The organism is Pseudomonas sp. P7759, from assembly GCF_013386445.1.
GTDB classification, from domain to species: domain Bacteria; phylum Pseudomonadota; class Gammaproteobacteria; order Pseudomonadales; family Pseudomonadaceae; genus Aquipseudomonas; species Aquipseudomonas azotoformans_A.
On sequence record NZ_JACART010000017.1, the window covers coordinates 150,359 to 162,650 of the forward strand.

Annotated in this window: 7 protein-coding genes; all 7 read left to right on the forward strand. The window is 60.2% G+C overall.

The annotated features are described in order from the left end of the window. The first annotated feature begins 1 nt into the window (after position 1). Genes HX823_RS16320 through HX823_RS16350 form a run of 7 tightly spaced genes read left to right on the forward strand, consistent with a single transcriptional unit; the run spans position 2 to position 12,216 of the window. On the forward strand, positions 2 to 3,409 hold the full coding sequence (locus HX823_RS16320; protein WP_016978915.1) for a DEAD/DEAH box helicase: 3,408 nt from the start codon (positions 2 to 4) through the stop codon (positions 3,407 to 3,409). After that, positions 3,393 to 4,886 carry a hypothetical protein gene (locus HX823_RS16325; RefSeq protein ID WP_016978914.1) on the forward strand — a complete coding sequence of 498 codons (1,494 nt, stop codon included), beginning with the start codon at positions 3,393 to 3,395 and terminating at the stop codon, positions 4,884 to 4,886. The genes HX823_RS16320 and HX823_RS16325 overlap by 17 nt, the downstream gene beginning before the upstream one ends. Next, complete coding sequence (locus tag HX823_RS16330) at positions 4,886 to 7,342, forward strand: AAA family ATPase (protein ID WP_235165486.1); 2,457 nt, start codon at positions 4,886 to 4,888, stop codon at positions 7,340 to 7,342. Before HX823_RS16325 ends, HX823_RS16330 begins: the two co-directional genes overlap by 1 nt. Continuing rightward, entirely contained in the window at positions 7,339 to 9,165 is a 1,827-nt protein-coding gene (locus HX823_RS16335) for a hypothetical protein (protein WP_016978912.1), read from the forward strand. The genes HX823_RS16330 and HX823_RS16335 overlap by 4 nt, the downstream gene beginning before the upstream one ends. A gap of 38 nt (positions 9,166 to 9,203) precedes the next feature. Further along, positions 9,204 to 10,232 (forward strand): radical SAM protein, encoded by a 1,029-nt coding sequence (locus HX823_RS16340; protein WP_016978911.1) that lies wholly within the window; start codon positions 9,204 to 9,206, stop codon positions 10,230 to 10,232. Next, complete coding sequence (locus HX823_RS16345; RefSeq protein ID WP_016978910.1) at positions 10,229 to 11,086, forward strand: histidinol-phosphatase; 858 nt, start codon at positions 10,229 to 10,231, stop codon at positions 11,084 to 11,086. Before HX823_RS16340 ends, HX823_RS16345 begins: the two co-directional genes overlap by 4 nt. 5 nt (positions 11,087 to 11,091) lie before the next feature. After that, positions 11,092 to 12,216: a hypothetical protein gene (locus tag HX823_RS16350; RefSeq protein ID WP_085984535.1), complete on the forward strand. Its 1,125-nt coding sequence runs from the start codon at positions 11,092 to 11,094 to the stop codon at positions 12,214 to 12,216. Positions 12,217 to 12,292: the final 76 nt, after the last annotated feature.

The window sequence follows — 12,292 nt, forward strand, 5'->3', positions numbered from 1 at the left end:
GATGAACCTTCAAGAATTCCCATTGTTTTGCGCGGATGTGTTGAGCCTCTCGACGACTGAGGAAACCCAGTCCTTGCGCGTGAACGAAGCGATCACCGTTCAGCGCTACCAGGATGATTGGCTGGTGGTGCAGGGCGACGAACGTATCGTGGTGACCTGCAATCCGTCGCAAAGCACCCTGTTCGGCCCTTTGGCGTCACGGGACCAGGTGCGCTGGATGCTGGCAGCGTGCAAAAAAAACCGATTGCAGGTGCAGTACTGCGCACCTGCCGATGTATCGGCCATGAACCTAGAGTTCAGGGTCGACGGGCTGATTGCCGACAGCCTGTATACCCATCAGGAAATCGGCCAGAACGATGTCGAACAGGCCTGCCAGTGGATGCAGGAGCAGTTTGTGGTCAAAGGTGCGCTCGAAGGTGATTGGCTGGCCCTTTCGCGCTTCAACAACACCGCAGCCAAGGGCAGCTTCCAGGTGTTGGGCATGGGGTGGCGCGCCGATATCGAGCGCACCGCCGACGGTGCGCTGCTGGTAAAACGCGTGGCTCGCCATGTGCGGCGCAGCGATTCGTTTTCGTTACTGGTGGGTGACTTTGCCTTTCGGGACGCGTCGGTCGCGGCGCAGCTCAATAGCCCTGCCCAGCAAGTGTTGCTCAACGCTATGCTGCGCGACAATGCGGGCTACCTGGAATTGTGGAACCTGTACAACGACAAGGAGTGGCAACGCGCGCTGCAACAGGCCCAGACCCTCAAGGCGTTGCGGTTTGTGCGCTATGAAAGTTTTCAGAACGGGCGAGAAAACGCCTGGCGCTTGTGGCCCAAGTCCCCAGAGGCTTACCAACTATTCTGCGAGCGTCACAAGGGCCTGGACTTGTCCCGCGATACCCAGTTCGACCTGGGGGACGCGCCGCCGGACTGGTCGGAAGAATTGAGCAATGAAGCGCCGTCCGCCTCGTTTGCCCCGACACCCCGTGGGCGGATCCGCTTTGAAGCACAGTGTCTGGTGTTCACGCCGGTGTCGACCCATAACGACGTTAAACCCAAGAGCCCCGAGGGCTGGCTGTACCTGTCCGTTGCCGGTAACCGCACCGTTGGCAAGCGACGCCTTATCGCCAAGCAGTCCATTGATTCCGGCAGGCGCTTGCCGTCACTCAGGTGGTTGCTCGAAGGTTTGGCCATACCGGCGGAGCGGCGCCGCACGCTCAAGGGCCTGACAGCCTACGCCAACGAGTCGTTTAAAGGTGGCCAACCCACAGACAAACAGATCGATGCGTTGGACAAGGCACTCAATACGCCGGAACTGGCGATCATCATCGGCCCTCCCGGTACCGGCAAGACCCAGGTGATCGCAGCCTTGCAGCGCAGGCTGGCGGAAGAAACGCGCGAGCAGAACATTGCCGGGCAGGTTCTGATCAGCAGCTTTCAGCATGATGCCGTGGATAACGCCCTGGAGCGCAGCGACGTGTTCAAGTTGCCGGCCACACGCATCGGCGGCAAGCGTCGAGATGTTGAAGAAGACAATCGCATCGATCCCTGGCTTGAACGCCAAGTCGAGCATGTCCAGGGCAAAATTGCCCAGGAGTACGAACGCTATCCGGAATTGGAGCCCGTCAGCCGCCTGTCACAGGCCTTGTTGATGACCCGTGTCTCAAACCTTTCACCAGCAGAACGGGCCGATGCATTCAAGGACATGTTGGCGACGGCCCGTTCACTGGTGCAACACGGCCTGCTCCTGCCGGCGCGCTTGGAACAGGCGTTGCAGGACTATATCGATCAGATCAACCCTCTGCCTCGCGGACGCGGCGCCGACGCAGTCGACAGCGCAACCCTGCGCCGCATTCGCGCCCTGCGGGTTAAGCCTGGCGCCTTCAGTGATGACGGTGCCGACCGTGCGTGGGACTTGCTCAGTTGGTTGAAGCGCCACGATGTAGCGCTCGGTGAGGGAATGCGCGAGCTGCTGGAGCAAGCCGCCGATTGCCGGCAGGCCTCGCAGGATTTATTGCAGCGCCTGGCCGAGGGCAAGAACCGCTTGTTGGATCGCTTCCTGCCGGATTACCGACCTGCGCAACTCAAGCACCAACTCGATGCCCTGGGCGTCAGCTTGATCGACCAATTGGAACAGCATCTGCAAGACAAGATTTCCCAGCGCAAGCTGGGGGTGGCCTGGGTACTGGAGCAACTGGCTGGCAGTTTGGAAATGGACCGTGCCGCCGCCGTGGCGGCGGCCCAGGAATACTCCATGGTGGTGGGCGCCACCTGCCAGCAGGCGGCCGGACGCCAGATGGCCAGCCTCAAGGCCGTGTCAGACCTGGACAGCATGGACATCGAGTTCGACACCGTCATCGTTGATGAGGCCGCGCGTGCCAACCCGCTGGACCTGTTCGTGCCCATGGCCATGGCCAAGCGGCGCATCGTGCTGGTCGGCGATGACCGCCAGTTGCCGCACATGCTGGAGCCAGAAGTCGAGAGCCAGTTGCAGGAGGAGCATGCACTCACAGCGTTGCAGCTGGAGGCCTTGCGCTCGAGTCTTTTCCAGAGGATGCGCCTGATGTTGCAGGACCTGGAGAAAAAAGACGGCATTCGCCGCGTGGTGATGCTCGACACACAGTTTCGCATGCACCGCGTGCTGGGGGATTTTGTCAGTGCACAGTTTTATGAAAAAGTCGGGTTAGAGGCGGTCAAGACCACGCGCAAGGATGATGATTTTGCGTTTGCGCCGGACTTTATCCGGGCCTTGGGCAACGACGGTGGGCATTACGAAAACAAGGTCTGCCAGTGGATCGATGTGCCGGCCAGCGCGGGCCTTGCGCAACGTCTGGGAGGGACTAGCCCCATGCGCGAGACCGAAGCCGAGCGGGTCGTGGAAGAGGTTAAGCGTTTGATGATCGCGGGCGGTGAAGCCCTCTCCGTGGGGGTGATCACGTTTTATGCCGCACAGCGTGACCTGATCATGGAAAAACTGACCCAGGTGCAGATCGATGGTGTGCCCTTGATGGAACGCAAGAGCACCGGCATCGAGCCCCATGAGCAATTCAAGTGGGCGAAAAAAGTCCGCAGTGATGGGTCTGAGTACTCAGAAGAGCGGCTGCGGGTTGGTTCGGTGGATGCCTTCCAGGGCAAGGAGTTTGATGTGGTGCTGTTGTCCTGTGTACGCACCGGCCCGCAAGGTCGGCGCGGGCCGGCCGGGCGTGCCGAAGATAGCCCGGAGAAGTCCCGGGAGACCCTGCTCAATGAGCAATACGGCTTCCTGCGGTTACCCAACCGGATGAACGTGGCCATGAGTCGCCAGCGCCAGATGCTGATCTGCGTCGGTGATGCGGCACTGGCGACCCATGTCGATGCAGAGGAAGCCGTGCCTGCCCTGGTGGCGCTGCACCAACTCTGTGGAGGTGCGCATGGCAGCCTTCGGTGAATCCGGAACCTACCTCAAGTTCGGCGAAAGGCCCCACGGCAGCGCTCGTGCCGTGTTGTGGCCGGTATGGGTGCATCGGGTGCTGTACCCCGAAGTCACGCGTGCACGGTTGAACCTGTTCCAACGTGCCGTATTGGGCCTGATCAGGGCCCAAGTGGTGCGGGCAGAGGCGATTGCCGAGCTGACCAACCTGCATGAAGACCTGGTCAAGCTGATCCTCGCCCAAGCCGTCAGCAATGGCTGGCTGGTGACCCGTGCGGATGCCGTTACCCCTAAGGGCTTGCGCATGCTGCTGGACGAGGAGGAGGCCAGTGCCAATCTCAAATCCGGGTACCTCTTCCAGGACGCGCTCGGCGGTGAACTGTGGCCGCGCTTCGAGGCACAGCTCAAGGACATCGTCCCGACCGAAACACGTGGACAGTTCCCGGTCTTTGCCCTGAACAGGAAAACCGGTCAAACGACTGCACCTTTTCTGCTTCTGCCCAACCAGCGTGTGCAGCCGGCCTGCAGCACGCCAGCGTTGATGAAAGCCTATCGGGATTATCGCGAGGACTACCGGGCAACGCTGCAGCTGTATGGCAAGGCCGACCTGCCCGAGCAGATAAAGCTGCAAGGGGTGGAGCGCCAGGACGCCCAGGCCCGACTCGCTCATGTACTGGTGTGGATTACGCCAGACCCGGATGGTGGGCAGTTGTGGGCAATCAGGGACCCGTTCGACCTGCGTGACCAGGCCTGGTGGATGGACAGCCGCTTGTTACCGTTGGTGAAGGCAAACCAGGGGCTGCTCAAGTACCTGTCCAGCCTGGTGGAGGCACCTCGCGGCGACGAGCAGAGCGTCGAACAGTGGCTGGCCGATCTGCAAAAGCAGGCGGATCTTCGGGTGTTAACCGAGTTTCCCTGGGTCGAGCGCCAGACGGATATCAAGCGTTACCTGGCAGCGCTGCTGTCCCGCCAGGAAAAACTGGCCCAGGGCGATACCGCCGAGAATGAGCTTGAAGCGGCCATGACCGAGTGCCAGAAGCTGTTGGAGGTGGTGATGCAATGGCTGATCGGCACGTTCCCGGTCGATCCTGCCCTGATGCCCAGGGGAGAGCAGCGTGCTGACTATCGCGTCACTCGCCAAATCCTGACGTCGTTTCGGTTGCCCGCGTTCAACGCCGAGGTCGTTGGGCAATTGGCCCGGCAAAAATTGGATCAGGTCATCTCGGCGTGCTCCAGCCCCAGCAGCTCCCTAAAGGCACTGCTCTTTGCCGCCGGTTGGGGCGCCAGCAGCCATGCCGGGCATCCCTTCAAGACGCTGACCGAAGAGCAGCTGCAACTCGAACAGCTCCTGGCGCTGGCCACCCTGCGTAACCAGGGCAGCCACGCCCACAGCAAATTTACCGGCAAGAAAGTCACCCCCGTGACCGTGCCGATGGCGCAACAACATATTCAATACGCCCTGGGCTTTACCGAACGTTTCAAGGAATGGATGTAATGGCCAAAAATAATCGTAACGCCCCTTACAGCGCCCCGATAGGCGGCGCATCCGCACCAGCCAAGACTGCCAATCGCGTGCAATTGGAGAAGCAGGTGCCAATGTGGAGCGCCTCCTTCGGGAATGCCTCCAAGCTGTATTCCGGTGTGTCCCTGGCCCCTGATTTTTCGGTGGATGAAGCCTTCTTGAGCAAGCTGGTCGCCCACATCAGCGATGACGACAGCAAGGCGTTTTCGACCTGGATCGAGCGCTTCGCCCAGTTCTGTAAGGACCTGGGCAAGCGCGCAGATACACTGCTCGAAGAGTATGAGGAGCGCTGGGAACTGACCAACCAGGCCGGCCGGGAATGTGATGCGCGGATGCAACAGCTGGATGAACGTCAGGCCGTCCTTGAGGTACAGCATGAGGCCCAGGCTCTTCGCCAGGCCGAGTTTGAACGCGTGCGGCAGCGACAGGCGCAAGCCGATGGCGAATTGGCGCAGCGCGAGCGTGAGGTCAAGCTGCGTGAGGTCAACGCCGAGGCCGGGTTTGCCGAGCAGAACCGCCTGGCGCTGGTGGTCCTCGAAGAGCGCCAGCGCATGTTGGGCGAACAGCATGACAGCGAAATTGGGCTGCTTCAGGAAGAAAAACAGGCCCTGAACCAGGAATTGCGCCAGCTCGCCAGGCAGCTCGCCGATGTGAAATTCCGTTGCACTGAAGCCGAGGCTGCCCGTGCCGATGTGTTGGATACCCGTGAAGATGCGCTTGCACAACGCGAGCAGCAGGTGGAGGACCGCACGCGCCGCCTGGACCGGGAGTGGGCCGCCGTCAAGGAGGCCAAGGCGACCCAGCAGGATCAGGTTGCGCGCGAGATGGAGCAGGAGCGCAACGGCTTCGCACGCGAGGTGGAACGCGTGGAAACGCGCGAGCGCAAGGCCTGGGCAATGGTGGATAAGAGTGCAAACGAGCTGTCCGAGTTGCAGTTGTTGAAAGCTCAGTTGGGGGATCAGTCGGCGACGGTCCTGCTTGACGAACTGAGTGCACTGCGTGAAGACAACAGGGCGCTGCTTACCCGGCTGGAACAATCCGATGCCGCAGAGCTGCAGGGCGAAAACGATAAACTTCGCCAGCATGTGGCGGACCTGGGCATGCAGATTGCCGACATCATGCCCAAATACGAGAAGGCCAATCGCGAAGTTGGCATGACGCGTGTCGCGGCCACTGACCTTGAATGGAGCGAGCGAAAAAGACGCGTGCTGGAGACTCATGCAACCGTCCTGGACGCCAGGATAAATGACCTGGCCACCACCGTTGAGCAACTGACCAACGCACAGAAAACCCAGACGCCATTCCCTGCCATGTCCTTGATGGACACCCACAAGGACTACCGTGCTGGCGCTGAGTTGGAGGAGGTGCAGGACCTCGGGCCGTTCGCGGTTGAATTGCAGCATCGCATCGCCACTGCAGAAGCCTCGGTCAAACTGTTCTATCCCATTGAAGACATCCGGGTGTTGTTGGGCGGCTTGGCCATGAGCCAGCTTCATGTGTTCCAGGGCATTAGCGGCACAGGCAAAACTAGCTTGGCCAAGGCGTTCGCCAAGGCCATGGGCGGCTTCTGCACGGATATCGCCGTACAAGCGGGTTGGCGTGACCGGGATGACCTGCTGGGCCATTACAACGCCTTTGAGCGGCGTTTCTATGAGAAGGATTGTCTGCAAGCCTTGTACAAGGCGCAGACCCCTCGCTGGGACGACGCCTGCAACGTGGTGCTGTTGGACGAGATGAACCTGTCCAGGCCCGAGCAGTATTTCTCCGAGTTCCTTTCGGCGCTGGAGAAGAATGATCCAAGGGAGCGCCTGATCAGTCTGTCGGAAGTCGCGCTGTCGGGTGCGCCGCTCAACCTCAAGAACGGCCGGAAAATACTGGTGCCGAATAACGTCTGGTTTATCGGTACCGCCAACCATGATGAATCCACCAGCGAGTTGGCCGACAAGACCTACGACCGTGCCCACGTGATGACCCTGCCCAAGCAGGATGCGGGGTTTGTCATCCAGCCTTACGAGAAGAAGCGGTACTCATTCTTTTCGTTGCAAAAAGCCTTCAATCGGGCGTGCTTGCTCCATGAGATGCCTGTAAAGGACCTGCTCGGTAGGCTGACCCGCGATGAATTTACCCAGCAACTGGCCAGCCATTTTGACCTAGGTTGGGGCAACCGCTTTGAGAAACAGGCACTGCGGTTTATTCCGGTCATGCTGGAGACCGGAGCGAGTGAGGGGCAGGCCCTCGACCATCTGCTGTCCACCCGTGTGATGCGCAAGGGCAAGGTGACTGGGCGCTATGACGTTGGCACCACAGATGTAACGGAGTTGATGAGCGCGCTTGAAAGCTTCTGGATCAAGGCGAACCTCAAGGGCGACCCGGTCAAATCCCTGGACCTGCTGACGGCGGACATCAAACGCCGGGAAGGGCATCGTTGAACTGGTTTGACCGACTGCTGGGCGAGCCCGTGGCCACGCTGCCCGGTCTGGTCGAGCCCGGGCGCTTCTGCTGGGCCGGCAAATCCGGCGTGACGATCAACGGCCACACCCTACTGCGGCAAGACATCCTGGTGCCCGATGGCAGCGACCGCTGCCTGCTGGACGAAGCGCTGCATGGGTTCGTGCCGTCGAACGCCCTGCTGTCTCCTCAGGCCGAGCTGTTTGCCAGTGCGCTTGAGTCCCTAGATCCAGAGTTTTCGCGGCAGGCAACCTTGAGGTCGCCGTTGATGCCGGCCGAGGTGATCAATGAGCAAAGCCATCTGTTGCCGTTCGAGGTGTCGCTGCTGGACGTGATCAGCAAGGGCCACTTGCACCAGGTATCACTGCGCCCGCGCCTGGATCTTCACTACGAAAATGAGGTCACGGATGTAGCCCGAGCCAAGCGCATGGCCAAAGGCGCGCTGGTGCACCTGGCGTCTCACTCGGAGTGCTGGCAGCGGCAAACCTTGAGCGGTGTCATCCCAAGGAAAGTGTTGGCGCGTTTCAGCGAGGACGACTACAACACTTACGAAAACCGTGTGTATGCGCGCCTGCTGGACCGTATCGAGCGGCATCTGTGGCGACGCATCGCGACCTTGGAGCAGATCCAGGGCACCCTGAGCAAGGCGCTGGAATTCTATGGGGCCGATGGCCTTGATCATCGCCTGGCCATTGCCATTTGCGCACTCTGGGGGCAAACCTTCAGTAACCAGGAAATGACCAGCGAAGCTTCACATTTACTGGGTGAAACCCTGCGGCAATTGAAGGCGGCCTCCAAGGCGATAGCCGGATTGAAACAGACTGGGTTGTATCCGCTGGTGCCTCGGTCGGCGCAAGCCAGCGGTGGCCTGCACTTGACCAATATCCTCAGTCACGACGCGCACTATCGTCATGTGGCGGTCTTGTGGGAGGAACTACGCAAGGTACAGGGGCGTGCAGGCAAGCCCCCCCAGGAGCGCCTTCAGCAAAATCGCCAGTTGGCGAGTGCTTACTCACGCTATGCGGGGCTAATGTTGCGCCACGCCCTGGCCCCTTACCTGGATGGCAAGGATGAGGCGCAATGGGCGGGACGAACCCTGAGCCTTCGCAGTTCAGGCCTGGAGTGGGAACTGGTGAGTTCCATCCTGGGTACGGACGCCAAGGTGTTGCTGACGGTGGTGCCCTGGTTCAGCTTTACCGACCGCCCGGACCATACTCCTGGCCTGCCCCAGAGGGTCATTGCCTGGCCCGCATTGGGGCAGGTGAACAACGAGGCGGCGCTGGAGGCGGGTTGGATAGCGCTTTCGCCCTTTGATCTCTACGGCGTGGAGCGCTTTGGCCATCTGGTTGATGCGATTCTCTGGCAGCCGCTGCTGCAGGCCTATGGCACGCCGATTACCAAGGTGCCGGGCACCGTGATGCGCGGGGCGGGGGGAGCGATGAGCGCCATCAGCCTGGAGATGGGATCGGCCCAGATGGTGCTTCGCGAGGTCTTGTCGGAAAAACACCTGGCCCAGTTGCAACAGGCACTGACCGCTGCGAACGCCGGTCAGCAGGCCGAGGCCCTGGGGCTGCGTCAGCAGGAACTCGTGGCGCTGCAGGCCTGCCCGGTCTGCGGGTCGTCCGTGCGGCTGGTATTCCAGCAGCCGGCCGGCTTCAAGGCCAACTGTGGCGACTGTGCAACCGAGCGCTACCTGCGCCACCAGGCAAGCCAGTGGGTGTATGAGCAGAAACTCAACGCAGAGATAGATTTCCGCAAGGTCGGGCGCCGGGCGACACACATCCAGGGGCCACGGCGCCCTTGACTTCATTTTGCTCTTCGTACGTATAAGGCAATTCAGGCATGGATCTGCAAGGTCATCTCCTTTACATCGACATCACCCAGATATGCGGAATCGGCTGTGCATTCTGCATGTATGCCGACAAGCACAAGACCGGCATCGGCATGGAGCTTTCGACGCTCGCCCGGGAGAACCTAGCGGCCCTAATCAATGCCCCGCAGGTCAAGCGCATCTCTATCAGCGGGGAAGGCGAGCCGCTCAATAACATCAAGGTATTCCACGAAATCCTGCACCTTTCTAATGGTGGGAAGGCGTTCGAGTTCATCACCAGCGGGTTCTTTCCCCATGACAAAATGCTCGATTTTTATGACACCACCGTCCAGATCGTGTTGAGCCACGGCGACACCTGCAACATCCGCTTGAGCGCCGACAGTCACCACATCGAGAAAGTCAAATGGCGCGCCCATGGGCTGAGTCTGGATTACCTGCGCACGCGGCGTCCGGGGGGCTTGAGCTTTTCGTTTCGCTCCATCGACACGGACCGGGTATTCACCCGTGACTTTCTGGTCGCCGAATTGGCGCGCTGGGGTATTCACGCAACCATTGAACCCTGCAATGCGCTGGAGGATGTGTTGAAGGTGGACGGCGAATCATTCGGCATCGACTACAAAAACCTCGTCCATCCCGCGCCAGGCACACCCGAAGGCTATCTGGATCTGCTCGACTACATCCAGGCCATCGAGATCAAGGTCAAAAAGCGCTTTACCTTTGGCAGCCTGAACAAACCGCCGCTTGCCAATGGCATGGACCTGACGGTCAAGCCCAACGGTGATTTATATCTCTACGGTATCGAGAATCAGCGTCTGGGCAACATCCATTTTGATCACGTACGCTGGGAGCACCTCGCCAGCCATATCAGTGAAACCCCTTTGGCCCGGGCGCTGTATACCCAGCCGCTGACCGACCTGCTGGCACGGTTTGATGACCGCGAGTTGGTGCAGGCGATTATGGCGAAAGCGAACAACCCTTACTGGCTGGTCAAGGAGTTGGCGAACCATGATGGCCTGCTTGAACAGATGGTGTGCCCATGATCGACTCCCACAGCCATACCTTCTATTCCAAACATGCCATTGGCACGGTCGACGAACTTGTCCGGGCTTCAATCAAAGCCGGTGTGAGGGTATTGACCATCACCGACCACGCACCTTTTCCGGTGGACTCCGATAACCGTCTGCTGGAGTCCGAACTCGACAGTTACTTTGCCGATATCCAGCGGGCGCAGGCGGCGTACCGGGGTGAAATCAAGATCTTGCGTGGCCTTGAGTTCGACTATATGCCGGGCTCCGATATCTATAACCGGGCCTTGCTGGCGCGCCACGAACTGGACTTTGTGATTGGCTCCATTCACTACGTCGAAGTGCCCGGCGAACCAATGGTAAAGGTGTGGGAGCTGCCGCGCCTGGCTGCCCAAAACTTCCTGGATCGTTATTTCGCGGACCTGGAAGCACTGCTGAGGAGCGGCCTGTTTGATGCCGTGGGGCATGCGGACACCCTGTTGCGCGGTGTCGACGAAGAGGTCGTACTGCGCCATTTCGAGCCTTTACTGCCGCTGTTTGCGCGCAACGGCGTGGCGTATGAGCTAAACGCTTCGGGCATTCGCAAATCGAGCCTGGACAACGCATCGGGGCGTGAGGTGCATGGGCGCTGGTCCTATCCGTCGCGCGCCCTGTTGCCTCACCTGATCGAGCACCAGGCGGCGTTCACCGTCGGCTCTGATACCCATGACCCGCGAGATGCCGGTGCTGGCATCCGTGAACTACTCCAGAGCCTGCAACCGCTTGGCTTACAGAGCATTTGCTACTACGAGAGCCGCCGCCGAGTCGATGTCCCCCTGGGAACCTTGACTGCGACCGTGGCTATTTCCGATGGATTGATTCAACCGTGAACATGATGACCGAAGCACCGCTCCCGACCTGCTGGCGTGAGATCGCCAGCGCTCCCGTAGAAACCCAGTTGGGTCAGTTTGAACAGGCGCTGGCATCGACCCGCTTCGAGGATGCGAAACGGGGTTTTCGCGCTTTCGCTGCCGACCTGCTGGCCCGCGGGCTGATCAGCATGCCCCGCTATGTCTCGGTACTTGGCGGTCATGCTTTGCACTGCCTGACGCAGGATGGCGCGGGCTCGTTCCGCGACATGACGACCGGGGCGGATGCCTCGGCGCTGGTGGCGATCTACAGCCGCGCCAAGTATGGAAGCATTGAGGATATTCGCCACCTGGCCTGGTTGGTCATTGACTACTGGTGCACGCAATTGGACGACCCCTACTCCCATTGGGCCCGGCTGTTTCTCAACGCCAAGGCCAGTGGTGACAACGTGGTGTTGATGACCACCGGCTGGCGCAACGTGCCGTCCACGGCGAACGTGCTCTATGAGATCGTGGTCAGCGAGATCAATGTCAAACTGGCTCATATGCATTTGCCCACGATCATCAACGTCAAGCTTCCACGGATCGCGCCGCCTTGTGAGAACTACGCCAGCTTGAGCACCGAAGAACGTGAACGCGTCAACCTGGTCCAGGACCATGTCATCCCCGCAGAGAACTTCTACCGCTGGAGTGGGGTGCATGTGATCTTTGGCGACGATGTATTGGTAACCGGTTCGACGGCGGACAAGGTGCTCTACGAGTCCATGCTCAGTGGCGCGAAGTCGTTTCAGTCGATTTACCCGGTGGCAATTGACCCACGGGTGGCGCTCGGGGACGCCAAGGTCGAGGAGCGGCTAAATAAAGTCGTGATTACCCACCTGCTCGATGACACCCTCGCTGCGCTGCTTTCTGCGCCGGATTACCAGCCGATCCTGCGTACGCTGCGTCTGGTGTTTTCCAGCGATAATTTCGCTGGTTTGGCCGCGTTCTTACCAAGGGTGCCCGCCCGCAATTGGCTGCGCCTGTACACGTCCGCGCTGGGCAATGAGTTTCTCGCACAGCCCGAGTGCACGCCGTCGTTGCTCATACTCAAACGCTATCTTGTCGACGCCGGGCTATTGAGGCCCGATGGTATGGCGGTCTGGGGTTGAGCGGCAGCGAGGTGGAGGACATCCGTTTTGTGAGCTATTGGGAGACGGCACCGGGGCATCGCGCTCAGAAGAAACG

Bases quoted from the DNA above. Each gene is read 5' to 3' on its own strand.
- HX823_RS16320 (WP_016978915.1), top strand. From the start codon at position 2: ATGAACCTTCAAGAATTCCCATTGTTTTGCGCGGATGTGTTGAGCCTC.
- HX823_RS16325 (WP_016978914.1), top strand. From the start codon at position 3,393: ATGGCAGCCTTCGGTGAATCCGGAACCTACCTCAAGTTCGGCGAAAGG.
- HX823_RS16330 (WP_235165486.1), top strand. From the start codon at position 4,886: ATGGCCAAAAATAATCGTAACGCCCCTTACAGCGCCCCGATAGGCGGC.
- HX823_RS16340 (WP_016978911.1), top strand. From the start codon at position 9,204: ATGGATCTGCAAGGTCATCTCCTTTACATCGACATCACCCAGATATGC.
- HX823_RS16345 (WP_016978910.1), top strand. From the start codon at position 10,229: ATGATCGACTCCCACAGCCATACCTTCTATTCCAAACATGCCATTGGC.
- HX823_RS16350 (WP_085984535.1), top strand. From the start codon at position 11,092: ATGACCGAAGCACCGCTCCCGACCTGCTGGCGTGAGATCGCCAGCGCT.